This window comes from Streptomyces iakyrus (assembly GCF_000717055.1).
GTDB lineage: Bacteria > Actinomycetota > Actinomycetes > Streptomycetales > Streptomycetaceae > Streptomyces > Streptomyces iakyrus.
In genome coordinates, this window is sequence record NZ_JNXI01000003.1 from 112,400 (window position 1) to 127,849 (window position 15,450).

Annotated in this window: 15 protein-coding genes and 1 pseudogene; 5 read left to right on the forward strand and 11 right to left on the reverse strand. The window is 70.6% G+C overall.

All coding sequences use genetic code 11. The annotated features are described in order from the left end of the window. The first annotated feature begins 176 nt into the window (after positions 1–176). Positions 177–611 carry an ArsR/SmtB family transcription factor gene (locus OO68_RS43780; protein WP_157852683.1) on the forward strand — a complete coding sequence of 145 codons (435 nt, stop codon included), beginning with the start codon at positions 177–179 and terminating at the stop codon, positions 609–611. Positions 612–971: 360 nt separating this feature from the next. Here OO68_RS43780 and OO68_RS46165 read toward each other — a convergent pair whose 3' ends face one another. From OO68_RS46165 to OO68_RS46180, 4 genes are all read right to left on the reverse strand, one after another. Then, positions 972–1,556, reverse strand: coding sequence for a hypothetical protein (locus tag OO68_RS46165; RefSeq protein WP_157852684.1), 585 nt, complete (start codon positions 1,554–1,556; stop codon positions 972–974). A gap of 144 nt (positions 1,557–1,700) precedes the next feature. After that, complete coding sequence (locus OO68_RS48250; protein WP_329503438.1) at positions 1,701–2,135, reverse strand: helix-turn-helix domain-containing protein; 435 nt, start codon at positions 2,133–2,135, stop codon at positions 1,701–1,703. After that, on the reverse strand, positions 2,053–2,265 hold the full coding sequence (locus OO68_RS46175) for an aminotransferase class IV (RefSeq protein WP_051814485.1): 213 nt from the start codon (positions 2,263–2,265) through the stop codon (positions 2,053–2,055). The genes OO68_RS48250 and OO68_RS46175 overlap by 83 nt, the downstream gene beginning before the upstream one ends. 159 nt (positions 2,266–2,424) lie before the next feature. Then, on the reverse strand, positions 2,425–2,784 hold the full coding sequence (locus tag OO68_RS46180) for a hypothetical protein (protein WP_157852685.1): 360 nt from the start codon (positions 2,782–2,784) through the stop codon (positions 2,425–2,427). Between the two features lie 741 nt (positions 2,785–3,525). Here OO68_RS46180 and OO68_RS46725 point away from each other — a divergent pair. Beyond that, complete coding sequence (locus OO68_RS46725) at positions 3,526–3,687, forward strand: hypothetical protein (RefSeq protein WP_167345874.1); 162 nt, start codon at positions 3,526–3,528, stop codon at positions 3,685–3,687. 640 nt (positions 3,688–4,327) lie between these two features. Here the strand turns inward: OO68_RS46725 and OO68_RS47465 are convergent. After that, a pseudogene (locus OO68_RS47465) lies at positions 4,328–4,492 on the reverse strand (pirin family protein); the annotation flags it as partial. Between the two features lie 735 nt (positions 4,493–5,227). Between OO68_RS47465 and OO68_RS05555 the strand changes: the two are divergent. Continuing rightward, a complete protein-coding gene (locus OO68_RS05555; protein WP_280922466.1) occupies positions 5,228–6,382 on the forward strand; it encodes an MFS transporter in 1,155 nt (384 codons plus the stop codon). A 50-nt stretch (positions 6,383–6,432) separates the two neighbouring features. Here the strand turns inward: OO68_RS05555 and OO68_RS05560 are convergent, their stop codons facing one another. The 4 genes from OO68_RS05560 to lnt all read right to left on the reverse strand — a co-directional run bounded on the left by OO68_RS05560 (position 6,433) and on the right by lnt (position 11,433). Further along, positions 6,433–8,337 carry a helix-turn-helix domain-containing protein gene (locus OO68_RS05560; protein ID WP_033307002.1) on the reverse strand — a complete coding sequence of 635 codons (1,905 nt, stop codon included), beginning with the start codon at positions 8,335–8,337 and terminating at the stop codon, positions 6,433–6,435. A gap of 76 nt (positions 8,338–8,413) precedes the next feature. Then, positions 8,414–9,214 (reverse strand): 3-hydroxybutyrate dehydrogenase, encoded by an 801-nt coding sequence (locus tag OO68_RS05565; protein ID WP_033307003.1) that lies wholly within the window; start codon positions 9,212–9,214, stop codon positions 8,414–8,416. A gap of 54 nt (positions 9,215–9,268) precedes the next feature. Beyond that, entirely contained in the window at positions 9,269–9,748 is a 480-nt protein-coding gene (locus OO68_RS05570; protein ID WP_033307004.1) for an NUDIX hydrolase, read from the reverse strand. Between the two features lie 68 nt (positions 9,749–9,816). After that, positions 9,817–11,433, reverse strand: coding sequence for an apolipoprotein N-acyltransferase (gene lnt / locus OO68_RS05575; protein WP_033307005.1), 1,617 nt, complete (start codon positions 11,431–11,433; stop codon positions 9,817–9,819). A gap of 224 nt (positions 11,434–11,657) precedes the next feature. On the opposite strand from lnt, the gene OO68_RS05580 reads away from it, so the two are divergent. Beyond that, positions 11,658–12,716: an O-antigen ligase family protein gene (locus OO68_RS05580; RefSeq protein ID WP_051814538.1), complete on the forward strand. Its 1,059-nt coding sequence runs from the start codon at positions 11,658–11,660 to the stop codon at positions 12,714–12,716. Between the two features lie 39 nt (positions 12,717–12,755). On the opposite strand, the gene OO68_RS05585 is transcribed toward OO68_RS05580, so the two are convergent. Together OO68_RS05585 and OO68_RS05590 are read right to left on the reverse strand one after the other, a co-directional pair. Next, complete coding sequence (locus OO68_RS05585) at positions 12,756–13,310, reverse strand: hypothetical protein (RefSeq protein WP_033307006.1); 555 nt, start codon at positions 13,308–13,310, stop codon at positions 12,756–12,758. 116 nt (positions 13,311–13,426) lie between these two features. Next, entirely contained in the window at positions 13,427–14,212 is a 786-nt protein-coding gene (locus OO68_RS05590) for a glutamate racemase (protein ID WP_078625206.1), read from the reverse strand. A 39-nt stretch (positions 14,213–14,251) separates the two neighbouring features. Here OO68_RS05590 and OO68_RS05595 point away from each other — a divergent pair, with 39 nt between their 5' ends. After that, on the forward strand, positions 14,252–15,442 hold the full coding sequence (locus tag OO68_RS05595) for a glycosyltransferase (protein WP_033307007.1): 1,191 nt from the start codon (positions 14,252–14,254) through the stop codon (positions 15,440–15,442). Positions 15,443–15,450 lie beyond the last annotated feature (8 nt).

Below are 15,450 nucleotides of genomic sequence, written 5' to 3' on the forward strand. Positions count from 1 at the left end.
CGGGGACAGCGGTCCCGGACACGGCAGCACCCTCCCAGGCCCGCAGCTCAAGCCTGATCCGCATGAGGGGGGCGACGGTCGGGCCTGATAGGGAGCATTGGAGTGCAATGCGGGGCCCATATGCTAATCGAGCATCTTGCCATGAACGACTTGACGAACGGGGCACGGTACGGGCCATGGAGGAAGGAACCGCACAGCGTCAGAAGCTCCACCAGCGTGTCGACGAGCTGACCCGGCGCATCAACTGCCTGGAGCAACATCGCATCGTGCCGACAGGCCCTGCCCGTCTCGATGACACCGAACTGGACGCGTTGCGCGAGGAGGTCGTGGCGCTCCTGGCGGAGATTGAGGGCTCCGGCGCCACCACCAGGCTCAGGGCTCTCGGGCATCCGGTCCGTCTCCGTATCCTGGCTGCGCTGCTGGACAGACCGCACAGTGCGCGGGAACTGCTGCAACTCTGCGGCGCGACTGCCACCAGCGGGCTGTTGTACCACCATCTGCAACTGCTCATAAGCGCTGGATGGGTCGCCCGTTCCAGCCGCGGACACCATGCCGTCGCTGACACTGAACGCACCGTCGCGGCCTTGGCTGCTGTGCATGCCTGCCGCTGACTGCTCCCGCGCGGCGCGTCGGCGGCCCGGGGCAGATCGTTGGACATGGCCGGTGTGGCGACCCCCATAACCGTCGGGGCGGTGGAGCGGTCATGAGCACACGGTCACGACAGACGGCCGTACGGTCCCCGTGATCCTCCCGGTACAGGAGGCGTTCCGGCTCGATGGTCTTGGTCACGTGAGGCCGTCCGTCCGCAGGATTGACACTCCGGTGTCGTCGTGCATCGTTTCGTTGGCTTCGTTGAGGAAATCGGGCGCCCCGATAGGGGGATGAATCCTGGTCCCCCTACGCCGATATGTCCTGAACCAGCCTGACCCGCCCGCTACCATTGGCACGGATGCGAGTCTTGACTGTTCTACTTAACCACCTTGCCCTGAGTGCCGCGCCGCCAGAATTACCGCCTGATTCCGCGAAATAGTTTTTCGTACGAAACTGTCACGGTCCCGAACGATTCTCTTCGCCCGCCTTGACAACACAGCACGCTTGCGAACTTTCCATTTCGGCGTGAGGGCGTACTCCAAGGGTATTTCCAAGAATCCCTTTGCCAACTGCAGAACCGCCTTTGCGCTATCTCGTGATATCTCGGTAGCGGCACCCTCACCCATCGTCTCACGCGCGTAATCCACCGCGACGACCGATGCGGCAACCATGGCGCGCATCGTCCCCAAACGTATGGACAGGAGAGCCCTAACAGGCTCACTAGCCCAGTCGCCCAGAAAAGCGCGTTGGTTGCTGTATTTAGCCAGATCTTCATCCAGTTCTCGCAATAGTGAGTTCACATCCCACACTGCCCCGAGTTCATAGTTCACATCCCACACTGCCCCGAGTTCATGCGGGGCAGTTCGGTATTTCGCTTCCATACAGGCCAGCTGGACAATTTGAGGATCGCGAGCCAGCTGCAGTAGGCGTTCTATACGTCGCTCATTCCAGGGCTTCGCTGTCAACTCGAAAACTATGGACACTACTGCGACCACGCCAGCACTGGCCAATAGGGCACCCCAGGATATGGACAAATGATTTCCCCCCGACAAATCCGATCTCATGGTGCGAGAGATTCCACCTATCATGAGCTTCCCGTCTCCGGGATGCTACACGTAGTCGCCGCTGCTCGTGTAGTCGGTGTCAGGCTCGATGATGGCGTGGGAGGGGACGTCGTCCACCGATAGAATCCCGACGAAGCGACCTTGGGAATCCTTATCTGCCTTGGCAAGCAAGGTGTCTAAAGCGGCTTGGTTCACCATGCGACGTGTGGCCCGTTCGCCGTCTGCCTCCCAGCGGGAGACGATGCGATCGGACACCCGGAGCTTCTCGGCGAACTCCTTAGGGCTCATGCGTACGGCTTCACGCAGCGCCTTGACTTCGCGTCCGGTCCATTCGTAACCAGCGGCATGGGCTACCTCTGTCGTGAGTCGCCTCCGCTGATGGGGCGGCGGCACGCGTCTACAGACGCTCGCCGGGAATGGCGACGTAGGCGTCACGCAGCGCTGCGAGCACGGGGTGGTCATGCGGGAACTGCACGCCATCGAGCGCACTGACGGAACGCACGCCGATCGTCACGTTCGTGGCGAATGCGGCTGCCATGTTCCGGACGTCCGCGAGCTGCACCGGAGCCGTCATCTGCTTCGGGGCGTCGAGCCCTCGCAGCAGCAGCATGGTTGTGCCCGGGAGTACCGGCGCTTCCGGCCAGATGACCGTTCCGTCCTCGTTGACGAAACCGGAGGTACGCCGTCAGCTGCCTTGCGGATGAGTTCAGCGTCCGCTCTCGGTCCAACTCGACACCGAAGACGATGCGGCAGTCGCGCACCAAGCGGTCTAGCCGAGCCGGTCGTCCCCCGGCTGCGCGCCGGCGAGCCCGTGGACTCGCAGACCCGACTTCCATGAGCCCTGTGGTTCGACCCCGAACTGCTCCTGCAGCCATGCGCCCACCGCCGCCTCTCCCGCAAGGCCCACAGCCAATGTCCGGTCCTGGTCGCTCGCGGGGACCTGGTACGAACCGCTGTGCGACCTTGTATCGGACGACGAGGAGGTGCGTGGCTGCGGGATACGAGGTGCGAGCGCCGTGGCGCACATGGCCGAGGTGGCCCGCTGCTCAGGCGTGAGATCTGCGGCCACCTCGCGGGCGAGCGCCGCCAGGTCATCGGGCAGGGCGGACACGGGCCTGCCGTTCAGCATCACATAAGGGCCGGGTGCGGACCCTCCCGATCGGCTTCCGCCCGTGGCTCCGCCAGTGTTCACCGCGGGCTCCGGGGGACGTGTCGCGGCCAGTCCGAGGTCCGCGCGCCGGTCCGACAGAGGCATGTCTTGGGGCCAGTGGCCGCGAGCCCCAAGCCAAGCGATCAGCGCCTTCACGGACAAGACTTCGAAGTCCAGCAGGCCGTCGCCGTCCAGTTCCCACAGGACGTCCTGGGCCGGGGGCAGCACCGTGGCGCGACTTCCGGCATGGAGGCCGCTCCCATTCCTCGATTGGTTGCCGCAGCCGCGGTACCTGCTTGTGCACCGCTGTGCTGGGTGCCTCGCGTACCTCGGCCAGCGGCCTCAGCGGGCGTGACGTCGAGGAGGGTGCGGGAAGCTGTTGCATCAGCCAGACGTCCGCGTGGGCTTGGAGGAGTTCGTCGGAGAGATGCCACAGCGTCGTGTAATAGGCCGAGTCCGGCGTGAGGAGGGAGAGGCCGCGCAGCTTCACGTACCCGGCCAGGGACCGTCCGGACCGGTGGGCGTCCCTATAGGCGTCCCTGATCCGCTCGGCGAGCGCTGGACGGTTCCGCTGAAGCCATGCCGCAAATTGCCGTTCATGCCGGTCCCTGTCGTCGATCTCCGGAAGGTCGAGGGCGCGCCATGCGCGGTTGGCGTCGACCAGGGGGCAGGGACATGACGCTCAGTTGCCGTTCCCGGTCGTCGTCCTCCGGCAACCGCATGAGCTGTTCCGCGTTCGGTGCGCCGATCCGGTCGGTGAGCCAGGTGAGGAGAGCGGCGCGGTCGGAGAAGTCCTCCGCCGTGTTGCCGCAGTTGCTCCGCGAGGTCGACATCGAGGCAGGCGAGGAGGGGGACAAGCCGCGCGCTGCCGGAATGCTGTGACGCCCGTTCGGCGAGGACGGCGTGCAGTTGGTGCGGTCGCAGGTCCAGGACGTCCGTGAGGTCCTCCTCGGGGACGTGGTCGGTCTTCAGGCCGCGTTCCTCCAGTTTGGTTAGCGCCTTCCACAACTGGTCTGCGAGGTAGGGCGCGCCGATGAGGACAGCCACGGCGGGGGCGGCGGTGCGGAGCACTCGCCAGCCGGTACGAGGCTCGCTGTGCACGACGACCACACGGGGCCGGTCTCTGGGTGCGGGTGCACCAGAGCTCGGTCCGCGCCGTGCTCGGTGAGGCGGTGGCCGGCGATCCAGAGGAGGCGACGCCGCCCTTCCATAGCGCCTGACTCGGCCACCAGCCAGGTCAGCATTGGTGCGGACACCACCGAACCTGCAAACGCCTCCGCAAGCGCTGAAGCTGGGGAAAAGGACCTTGCAGCCCAACCTGACGAGGCATCAGCAAAGTCAGCATTAGGTCAGCAAGAGTCCTGTCACAGCCGCCCACAGACAGCCACACTGTGGAATCGCCAACCGCACCGGCCAGAGCCAGCCGGCTGTTCCGACGTCTTGCGGAGGGCAGGTGGAAGAGGGTGAGAATCACGCGACAGCCTTCCGCCCGGCGCCACCAACGCTGACACGTACCCGCAGGTCAGCGCACCCTTCCCCGTGGTTTCAATGGCACCGGCGGCAGTTCAGGTGCGGGCAGCGGATCCCCGTCGTACCCCTTCACCTCCCCGAACCGTGCCCCTTCCATCCAGTCCCGGCGCGCCTGTACGATCTCTTCCTGAGATCGCCCAATCCAGTTCCAGAACAAGTGGAACAGGCCTCATCGCCTAGCGGGTCACCGAGCAGGACCATCTCTGAGTCCAGTTCGGCGCGTGGGCGGGTGAGGGCTGGCGGGTCGAAGACAGCGCTGTCGAGCCGGTAGTCCTCGGTGCACAGGGTGCGGCGCTGCTTGGCGAGCAATCGGCTTCCCAGGCTCTCGGCCGGTTCACCGGATCCGTCTCCCATCCACAAGCACGCTCACGGCAAGCATCTGACGGTCACGGCACCAGAGGTATCGCCGGCTCCGGCATGCGCGGCCAGGGTGTCGCACCACGCAATCGCGCAGACGGTGTTCGCTCGCGGGCGCCGCACCATGCACAGGCCCACCATTCCGTTCACCTCAGACCTGATCCCCACGCTCCCACGCCTCAGCTTCATGCAGGACCGGCTGCTGCCCGATCAGCCCCAGATGACCGAGTTCAACGCAGCGTAGTCAGCACCAAGTCAGCACGGGAGAGGTGAGAACGGGTGATGACATGGGCTTTTAGTCAGCACCAAACCAGCACGGGAGTCAGCACGCCACCTCCAAATCATGCCCGAACAGAGCAACTCGGACAGCGCTCTCGCGGGCTCGATTGGGGCTCTCGTAGCGGCGTCAGCGACGCGGTCATGGTGGTCACACGCACCTCCGAACGCAGAACTATGGTGCCCCACCACATACGCCTCTGACCTGCAAGTTCCTACGGTATGGCGACACGAAAACGTCCCCGCCAACCGCCAGGAAGTGGTGCACGGCGACCGGCTCGGGCGCAAGAAGCTGCTCGTGCTGAGTCTGTTGCTGATGGGCGGGGCCACCTTCGCCATCGGACTGCTGCCGACGCACGCCACCATCGGGTCGGCCGCGCCGCTGCTGCTCACCGTGCTCCGGCTCGTCCAGGGCTTCGCGCTCGGCGGTGAGTGGGGCGGCGCCGTGCTGCTGGTGTCGGAGCACGGGGACGCGCGGCGGCGTGGCTTCTGGGCGTCGTGGCCGCAGACCGGCGCGCCGGCGGGGCAGCTCCTGGCCACCGGTGTGCTGTCGCTGCTCACGGCCCTGCTGTCGGACGCCGCCTTCGGCAGCTGGGGCTGGCGGATCCCGTTCCTGCTCTCCGGGGTGCTGGTGATCGTCGGTTTGTGGATTCGTCTGTCTGTCGATGAATCACCAGTCTTCAAGCAGGCGTTGGCGCAGGCCGAGGCCCGCAAGGCGGACGTGGCCGCGGAGGCCGAGAAGACGCCGCTCATCTCCGTGCTGCGGCACCACTGGCGTGACGTCCTGGTCGCCATGGGCGCGCGCATGGCGGAGAACATCAGCTACTACGTCATCACCGCGTTCATCCTCGTCTACGCCACCACCTCGGCCGGTGTCTCCAAGCAGACCGCGCTCAACTCGGTGCTGATCGCCTCGGCGGTGCACTTCGCGGTGATCCCGGCGTGGGGCGCGCTGTCCGACCGGATCGGCCGCCGGCCCGTGTATCTGATCGGTGCGGTCGGGGTCGGGCTGTGGATGTTCCCCTTCTTCGCGCTGATCGACACCGGCGGCTTCGGCAACCTGCTCCTCGCCGTGACCGTCGGGCTGGTCCTGCACGGGGCGATGTACGCACCCCAGGCCGCGTTCTTCTCCGAGATGTTCGCGACGCGCGTGCGCTACTCCGGTGCGTCCATCGGTGCGCAGTTCGCCTCGGTCGCGGCGGGCGCGCCCGCACCGCTGATCGCCACCGCGCTGCTGTCCGACTACGGCAGCTCCACACCGATCGCCCTGTACGTCATCGCCGCCGCCGTGCTCACGGTCGTGGCGGTGGCGGCGGCGAAGGAGACGCGCCACCGGGACCTGGCCGACGTCGCTCCTGCCTCCGGTCAGGGAGCTGACCGGACGGCCGCCGCCCCGGAGGACGCCCGCGCCTGATCCGGCCGGGACCGGTGCTGTCCTGCCCCCGTACATTCCTCGTACGGGGGTCAGCGCTGTTCCGGTGCCGACAACCGGTGCAGACGCAGGGCGAGTTGGATCTCCAGGGCACGCGCCGGGCTCTGCCAGTCGTCGCCCAGGAGGCGGCCGACGCGCTCCAGGCGCTGGGCGACGGTGTTCACATGGACGTGCAGTGTGTCCTTGGTGCGGGCGGGGCTCATGCCGCAGGCGAAGTAGGCGTCGAGGGTGCGCAGCAGTTCCGTGCCGCGTCGGCGGTCGTAGGCGACGACTTCGCCGATGGTGCGGTCGACGAAGCCCGGGATGTCCCGGTCGCCGGCCAGGAGCAGCCCGAGGAAGCCGAAGTCCTCGGCTGCGGCTCCGTCCCCGAAGCGGCCGAGGACACGCAGGGCTTCGAGGCAGCGGCGGGCCTCCGCGTAGGCCGTGGCCACGGCCTCGGGGCGGGTGGCGAGCTCCTCGACCGGTGCGGACGCGCCGACGGTGACCGGTGCATGGACCGCCGTGCCCAGATGCCGGGCGGCACGACGGGCCACGTCCGTGGCCGTGTCGCCGGAACCGAGGGGCAGCAGCAGGACGGTGCCGCCGTCGCGGGCGGCGGCCAGGCCGTGCCCGGTCGCGGCCAGGTGGGACGCCGCCGCTGCCAGGCGTCTGCGGGCGTCCGCCTCCTGGTCGGCGTCGGCCGCACCGCCCTCCGGCCGCGCGGCGAGCACCACGTGCAGGGCGTCGAGGTCGGCGTGCAGCCGGGCAGCGCGCTCCCGCAGCACACGCGGGTCGCGGTCACGGGCGTCCAGCAGGTCGTCGAGCAGCTCACCGCGCACGCGCTGCTCGGCCTCGGCGGCGGATCTGCGGGCCAGGAGCAGCAGGGACGTGACCATCGCGGCCCGCTCCAGAGTGCGCTGATCGACCGGGTCGAGCCCGGGGTGGCCCCGCAGCACCAGTGCGCCGAGCAGTTCGCCGCCGGCGGCGACGGCGGCGATCCAGTCGTCCTCGTGCAGCACCGCGTGTCCCTGTGCTCCGGACTTCTCCAGGGCTCCGGCAGGTGCTGCGGCGGCCTCGGCGAACTCGACCGTGCCGTCGAGGATCTCGGAGACGGCGGCGGCCACGTCGTGCACCCCGCCCCCGCGCAAGACGAGTTCGGCGAGCCGGTCGTGCACGTCGGAGGCGCGCTCGATGACGCCGCTGCGGTCCCGGATGATCTCGTTCGCACGCTCCAGTCCGGCCAGGGCCGATCTGGTCTCGGCGAGCAGGTTGGCGGTGTCGATGGCGGCCGCTGCGAGGGCGGCGAAGGAGCCGAGCAGGGCGATCTGCTCCCGCTCGAAGACCCGGGCGCGGCGGTCCGCGGCGAACAGCACGCCGATGACGTGGTGCCCGAGCGTCAGCGGCACGCCGAGGATGGCCACCAGCCCCTCGTCCCGCACGCCCGCGTCGATGGTGAGGGTGTGCTGGAAACGGCCGTCCTTGAAGTAGTCGTCGGTGACGTAGGGGCGGGCGGTCTGTGCGACCAGGCCGCCGAGCCCCTCCCCCATGCCGAGCCGCAGCTGCTGGAACCGGGCCGCGACCGAGCCCTCGGTGACCCGCATATAGGTGTCGCCGCGCTCGGTGTCGTTCAGGCTGAGGTAGGCGACGTCCGTGCCCAGCAGCGAGCGGGCGCGCTGCACGATCGCCTGGAGCACGGCGTCGAGGTCCCGCAGCCCGGCGAGGTCGTGGGCGGTCTCGAACAGGGCGGACAGCTCGGCCTCGCGCCGCCGTCGTCCCTCCAGCTCTGCGCGTACGCGCAGAGCGAGCGGCTTGGCCTGCCGGAGCGCGGCGATCCACTCCGCCGGGCGCCCTTCGGCCCGCGCGAGCAGTTCCGGCTGCTCGTAGGCGTCGGCCGACGCGCCCCGGGCCAGGAGCTCGAGGAACGGCATTTCGGCGGACTGCACGTGATCGCTGGACATGCTCACAGGATTCACCATGACCGGCCGGTCCCGTCAGCCCTGTGGACAACTCCCCCGGGCGGACGGAAGCGGCTGCTCAGTGGGCGGTCCAGCCACCGTCGAGCACGAGCGAGGTGCCGGTCACGAAGGAGGCCTGCGGCCCGCACAGATACGCCATCGCCTCGGCGACCTCCTCCGGTTCGATCAGCCGTTTGACGGCGCTGTCCTGGAGCAGCACCTCGGACAGGACGCGCTCTTCGGGGATGCCGTGCGCCTGCGCCTGGTCGGCCAGCTGCTTCTCCACCAGTGGCGTGCGCACATAGGCGGGGTTCACACAGTTCGAGGTGACACCGTGGGGCGCGCCTTCGAGGGCGGTGGTCTTGGACAGTCCCTCCAGCCCGTGTTTGGCGGCCACGTAGGCCGACTTGTAGGCCGAGGCGCGCAGGCCGTGGACGGACGACACGTTCACGATGCGGCCCCACCCCTGCCCGTACATGTGGGGCAGGGCCCCGCGGATGAGCCGGAACGGTGCCTCCAGCATCACGGTGAGCACCGTGTGGAACACCTCCGGCGGGAACTCCTCGATGGGGCGGACCAGTTGGAGTCCAGCGTTGTTGACGAGGACATCGGTGCCCGCTGCGGCGACTTCGGCGGCGTCCAGGTCGGTGAGGTCGAGGACGTGCGGCTCCACCGTGCCGGCGAGGCCGCGCCCCTGGTGGGCCAGTGTCTCCAGGCCCGCGGCGTCCCGGTCGACGGCTCTCACCTTGGCCCCGGCGGCCGCGAGCCGCAGTGCGCAGGCACGGCCGATGCCGCCGGCGGCGCCGGTGACGAGCGCGGTGCGGCCGCCCAGGTCGAGCGGGGAGGCGTGGGGTGCCGGGAGGGCAGGGGGCGCGGTCATGGTTCGACCCTAGGCAGCGCCCCTGCCCCACCCCATGTGGTCACACCCCATAGTTCAACCGGATGCAGTGGGGTCGAACCATGTGGGGTCGTCCGACAGGGCCTGCTTGATCCGGAGCAGTCCGAACTCATTCAACTCGGGCAGCGCGTCGACGTCGAACCAGGCCACGTCCAGCGACTCGTCGTCGTTGACCTTCGCCTCTCCGCCGACGGCCCGGCAGCGGAAGGTGATGTCCATGTACTGGCAGGTGTCACCGTTCTCGTACGTGACGGGGTCCAAGGCCTGGACGAGGACGACCCGTTCGGCGACGCAGCGCACGGCCGTCTCCTCGTAGACCTCCCGTACCGCGCAGGCCGCGGGCTGCTCCCCCGGGTCGGGGATGCCACCGAGCACGGACCACCTGCGGGTGTCGGCCCGGCGGTTGAGCAGCACTCTGTCCTCGTCGTCGAAGACGAGGGCGGTGACCCCGGGGAGCCAGAGCAGCTGATGACCGGCCGAGGCACGGAGTGTGCGGATGAAGTCGGGAGTAGCCATGCCGTCGACCCTAGTGGGCCGCTTCCGGCGCCCCGGCGCGATTCAGGCGGTGTGCGACCCGCGTACGGCTACACGTCACCGGCGCGTCGTCCGCGCAGCCCGGCGCCGACGGCCCAGCCGAGTCCGCCGGCCGCGACCAGCACGAGGGCGATCTCCGGCACGATGCCGAGCCGGGTGGCGGGGGTCTGCGAGGACCGCAGCGGCACCTTCTGCACCAGGGAGTCGGCCACGAACATGCCGGTCTTCTGGGTAATGCGGCCGTCCGGCATGATGATCGCGCTGACTCCGCTGGTCACCGGCACGGTCACGGTCCGGCTGTGCTCGACCGCGCGCACACGGGACATGGCGAGCTGCTGGTAGGTCATCTCGCTGCGGTCGAAGGTGGCGTTGTTGCTGGGCACGGAGATCATCTGGGCGCCGTCGGTGACCTCGGAGCGCACGGTCCAGTCGAAGGCGGCCTCGTAGCAGGTGACGAGCCCGACCTTGGCACCGTCCATGGTGAAGACACCCGGTTGGGTGCCCCGGCTGAAGTCCTGGCGGACCATGGCCGTCCAGTTCTTGTTGATCGCGCCGATGAGCGAGCGCAGCGGCAGGTACTCGCCGAACGGCTGGATCTGGCGCTTGTCGTAGGTGTCGACGGGGCCCTTCTCCGGGTCCCACAGGATCTGCTCGTTGTACAGCTTGCCGTCCCGTTCGACGACGCCACCGACGGAGATGGGCACGCCGATGGACTTGGCCGCCGTGTCGATGACGGCGCGGGCGTCGGGGTTGGCGAAGGGGTCGATGTCGGAGGAGTTCTCGGGCCACAGCACGAAGTCGGGTTGCGCGACCTTGCCCGCCTTGACCTCGGCGGCCAGGCGTTCCGTCTCGCGTGCGTGGTAGTCGAGCACGGCCCGCCGCTGTGAGTTGAAGTCGAGTCCGGCGCGGGGCACGTTGCCCTGGATCACCGCGACGGTGGCACTGCCGTCCTCTGCCGTGTCGCTGACCAGGGGCCGGGCGGCGACGGCGGCCACGACCGGGACGGCCAGGCTCAGCAGGCCCAGGGCGGCGGCGGAGCGCCGTACCTCACCGGTCCGCCGCCGTTCCACGGCGAGGCGGACGACCTCGTACAGCCCGAAACCGCACAGCACGACCGCGAAGCCGAGCACCGGGGTGCCGCCCACCGCGGCGAGCGGCAGGAACACACCGTCCGCCTGGCCGAACGCGACCTTCCCCCAGGGGAAGCCGTTGAAGGGCGCACGCGCGCGTGCCGCCTCTCCGGCGATCCACACGGCGGCCGCCCACAGCGGCCAGCCGGGCAGCTTCGACACGGCCGCGACGCCCGCGCCGACGGCTGCGACGAAGAGGGCCTCGATCGCCACCAGGGCGAGCCAGGGGCCCGGCCCCACCTCCACTCCGGTCCACACCAGCAGCGGCAGCAGGAAGCCGAGGCCGAAGAGGTAGCCGAGGCCCAACGCGGCCTTCCAGCCGCGGCCGCGCAGCACCCAGCCGAAGACGGCGAAGGCCGGCAGCGCCAGCCACCACAATGCGCGGGGCGGGAAGGAGACGTAGAGGAGCAGGCCGGCGAGCGCGGCTGCGGCGGCCGGGACGAGACGCACGAGCCGCCGGGCCCACGTCCGCGCCCCGGGCGCGGTCCGCGGCTCCAGCTGGTCCGACTCGCCGACGGAGGTTGCGGTGACGGTCACTCCCGGAGTCTAAGGCGCGTGACCTTGGGGCCGACAGCGCGGTAGGCAGGGCGGATCCCCTGTTCACTTCGTCACGACACATCCCCAAACCGCCCACCAGCCGTTACCGTGTGCCAAACCTCCGTCGTACGGCCCTCCGCGGCCCGTGCGGCCGGGGTCTTCACAAGTCGGGGGCGAAGGTGCGCCGGGGGGCGGGCGGGGTGGGTTCCAGTGGGGTGAGGGCCGTGTCCGGACCGGACGCGGACGGCGAGAGACGAATCGTTTCGGACGCGGCGGGTGTCGTGGTGCTGGGCACCTGCGCCGCCTGGTCCCTGATCACGGCGGCCGCGCACGACGGCAGGCCCGAGGGGGTTCTCCTGGCGGTGCTGGCCGTGGCCGCGGGGTACGCCGCCGGGCGGATCGGCGGGGCGCTGCTGCCGGTCGGCGCGCCCTTCGCCGGGGCGCTGGCGGGCATCGCGCTGACGGTGGCCGTTCCGCACCTCGCTCCGGGCCCGCAGATCGCCGCGCCCCTCGGTCACGCCGGGGGCACGGCCGCCGTCCTGACGCTGTCCGCCGGTGCCGCGTGCTGTGCGGCCTGGTCCGCGCCGGTTCCGGCCGTTCGGTTCGCCCTGCGCCTGCTGGCCGCGGGCACCGCGGTGCTGGCGGCCGTGCTCGGCTCGGCCACCGGCTTGGTGACCTGTCTCGCGGTGCTGGTGTGCTCTCTGGCCGCCGGCCGCACCCGTCACCGCGGTGCCGGGATGGCCCTGCTGGCGGTGGTCGCCGCGCTGGTGACCGGTCTGGTCTGGGCGGTCGCCGCGCAGGCCGTACCGGGTGGGTTCCTGGCCGCTCTGGAGGGGCGGCTGACGCCGCACCGCGTGCGGCTGTGGCAGGACGCATGGCATCTGCTGGGCGACGACGCCGCCCTGGGGGCCGGCCCCGGCCGTTTCGGGGAGCTGAGCACGACGTCCACCCAGTCGCTGCTGTCCGACGGCAAGCCCCACTCGGCACCCCTGCAGCAGGCGGCCGAACAAGGGGTCGTCGGCGTGGTCCTGCTCGCGGTGGCGTTCTGCTGGCTCCTGTACGCGCTGTGGCGCGGCCCGCGCCCGACCCCGGTGGCGCTCACCGCGGGCGCGGCCCTGACGGCGCTCGCCGCCATCGCCGCGATCGGCAACGCGCTGAGCTTCACGGCGGTGTCGGTGGGGGCGGGCCTGCTGGCGGGCATGGCCACGGCGCGCCCTCTGGACCCGTCGAGCCGTACTCCGGAGGCACAGGCACGCGGAGCGGGACGCACTCCCGCGTGGTGACAGACGATGACCCTGGCCGCCGGCGGGTGACGGCCGGGCTCAGTGCGTGGGAGCGCCCGGCTTGGTCGGCCGCAGCCGTGCCTCGATGACCCGTACGGCCGCCTCCGCGTCGTCCACGGTGATCGTGAAGGTGTGCCCGTCCCACAGCTCCAGCTCGACGCCCTCACCACGTCGTACGACCACCGCGGTGCCTTTCTCGGGCCGCCATCGGTATCCCCAGCCGCCCCAGTGGCGCGGGGTGACGTGGGAGATGTACGTGGCGCCGGCCACCTGGGAGAGCGGGATGCGGCGGCGGGGGACGCCGATGTGGCCGCAGCGCACCTCCAGGTGCTCCTCGTCGACCCGCAGGGCGACGTGCACGAAGGCGAGTGTCCCGAAGAGGACCAGCAGCCCGGCGGCGATGCACCCGACGACGGCCATGACCAGCGGGGCGATGCCGGACGTCCACGCCGAGTCGACGGCCAGCTCGATGCCGAGCCCCATGCAGGCGGCACCCACGAGCGCCAGCAGCCACTGCACCCGGTTGGTGGCACGGCCGGTCCAGACGTCCGAGTGCGGGTGGGGGGCGTTCTCGCCGTGGCGGTGGTCCCTCATGTCTTTGAGGGTACTCAGATTTCGCACCGCAGCTACCTCGTGGCGGAGCGTGACTGCGCCGACCGGACGGCGGGCCCTGATCCGGCTCGCCGGTGACCTCCGGTGACGAATCCGGGTCAGCGGGCGGGCGTGACCGCCTGCATCAGGCGCCCTTCGGCGTACGCCAGGGCGGGGGCGGGCAGCGTGCCCTCGCGTCCGCTGAGCAGCACGGTGAGCGTGCCGTGCGGTGTGGCTCCCGGCGCGGGCTGCTCGCCGAGCCGGCGCAGGGCCTGGGCGGCCACGGCTCCCGCGGAGCCGTGCAGCACGAGGGGCGGGCGGCCGGGCCGCTGGACGGCGGTCCGGATGCGTTCGGCGACCAGTTCGTAGTGGGTGCAGCCGAGGACGACGGTGGTCACGTCGTCCGGGGTGAGGGCGGCGGCCGCGGTCACCGCCGCGTCGATCGCCGCCTCGTCCGCGTGCTCCACGGCCTCGGCGAGGCCCCAGCACGGCACCTCGGTGACGGGCACGCCCCCGGCGAAGTCCCGGATCAGGCCCTGCTGGTAGGGGCTGCCGGTGGTGGCCGGGGTGGCCCAGATGGCGAGGTGCCCGCCGCCGGCCGCGGCCGGCTTGATCGCCGGGACGGTGCCGATGACCGGAAGTCCCGGTTCGAGGTGGGCGCGCAGGGCGGTGAGCGCGTGCACGGTCGCGGTGTTGCAGCCGACGATCAGGGCGTCGGGGCGGCGCGCGGCGGCGGCCTCGGCGACGGCCAGGGCACGCCGGGTGAGGTCCTGCGGGGTGCGCGGGCCCCACGGCATGCCGTCGGGGTCCAGGGAGAGCACGAGATCGGCGTCGGGGCGCAGCCGCCGTACCGCGGCGGTGGCCGCCAGCAGACCGATTCCGGAGTCCATGAGCGCGATCTTCACCCGATCACGATAGACGATGAGCCGTCCCGGGCAGGCCGGGTGGGGCAGACTGCGCGCGTGAGCGCCGTTGTGTGGACTGCCGCTGGATCACTGCTCGCCTGGCTGTGGCTGCTGCTCTGCCAGGGCTTCTTCTGGCGCACCGACGTGCGGCTGCCTTCGCGCGCGGAGCCCGAGGAGTGGCCGTCGGTGTGCGTCGTCGTCCCGGCGCGCGACGAGGCGGCCGTACTGCCGGCCGCGCTGCCCTCGCTGCTCGCCCAGGACTATCCGGGGCGGGCGGAGATCTTCCTCGTCGACGACGGCAGTTCGGACGGCACCGGTGACCTGGCGCGCGAGCTGGCGCGCAGGCACGGTGGGCTGCCCCTGACCGTGGGTTCGCCGGGTGAGCCGCCGGCGGGCTGGACCGGCAAGCTGTGGGCGGTGCGCCACGGCCTCGGACTGGCACGCGCGCGTGAGCCCGAGTACGTCCTCCTGACGGACGCCGACATCGCCCATGCGCCGGACAGTCTGCGCGAGCTGGTGGCGGCGGCCCGTTCCGGTGGGTTCGACGTCGTCTCGCAGATGGCCCGGCTGCGGGTGGAGAGCGTCTGGGAGCGGTTCGTGGTGCCGGCGTTCGTCTACTTCTTCGCGCAGCTCTACCCCTTCCGGCGGATCGCCCGGGAAGGCCGGACGGCGGCCGCGGCCGGGGGCTGCGTCCTGCTGCGGGCGGAGGCCGCCGAGCGGGCGCGGATCCCGGAGTCGATCCGGCACGCCGTGATCGACGACGTGGCGCTCGCCCGGGCCGTGAAGGGGAGCGGCGGCCGGATCTGGCTGGGGCTCGCCGAGCGGGTGGACAGCGTGCGGCCGTATCCGCGGCTGCGCGACCTGTGGCGGATGGTGTCGCGCAGTGCCTACGCCCAGCTTCGGCACAACCCCCCGCTGCTGGTTGGGACGGTCGCCGGGCTGGCGCTGGTGTATCTGGTCCCGCCCGTGGCCACCCTGGCGGGTCTGGTCGCCGGCCGTATGCCGGAGGCGGTCCTCGGCGGCCTCGCGTGGCTCGTCATGGCGGGGACGTACGTCCCGATGCTCCGCTACTACCGGCAGCCGCTGTGGCTCGCTCCCCTGCTGCCGTTCACCGCGTTCCTCTATCTCCTCATGACCGTCGACTCCGCGGTGCAGCACTACCGAGGACAGGGTGCGGCCTGGAAGGGCCGCACCTACACGCGCCCGGACGCCCTGCCCGACGAGGGCTGAGAGCCGCC

What these genes read in the sequence shown, in the direction of transcription:
- OO68_RS43780 (WP_157852683.1), top strand. Translation starts at nt 177, where the DNA reads ATGGAGGAAGGAACCGCACAGCGTCAGAAGCTCCACCAGCGTGTCGAC.
- OO68_RS48250 (WP_329503438.1), bottom strand. Translation starts at nt 2,135, where the DNA reads ATGGCGTGCAGTTCCCGCATGACCACCCCGTGCTCGCAGCGCTGCGTG.
- OO68_RS46175 (WP_051814485.1), bottom strand. Translation starts at nt 2,265, where the DNA reads ATGCTGCTGCTGCGAGGGCTCGACGCCCCGAAGCAGATGACGGCTCCG.
- OO68_RS46180 (WP_157852685.1), bottom strand. Translation starts at nt 2,784, where the DNA reads ATGCTGAACGGCAGGCCCGTGTCCGCCCTGCCCGATGACCTGGCGGCG.
- OO68_RS46725 (WP_167345874.1), top strand. Translation starts at nt 3,526, where the DNA reads ATGAGCTGTTCCGCGTTCGGTGCGCCGATCCGGTCGGTGAGCCAGGTG.
- OO68_RS05560 (WP_033307002.1), bottom strand. Translation starts at nt 8,337, where the DNA reads ATGTCCAGCGATCACGTGCAGTCCGCCGAAATGCCGTTCCTCGAGCTC.
- OO68_RS05565 (WP_033307003.1), bottom strand. Translation starts at nt 9,214, where the DNA reads ATGACCGCGCCCCCTGCCCTCCCGGCACCCCACGCCTCCCCGCTCGAC.
- OO68_RS05570 (WP_033307004.1), bottom strand. Translation starts at nt 9,748, where the DNA reads ATGGCTACTCCCGACTTCATCCGCACACTCCGTGCCTCGGCCGGTCAT.
- OO68_RS05585 (WP_033307006.1), bottom strand. Translation starts at nt 13,310, where the DNA reads ATGAGGGACCACCGCCACGGCGAGAACGCCCCCCACCCGCACTCGGAC.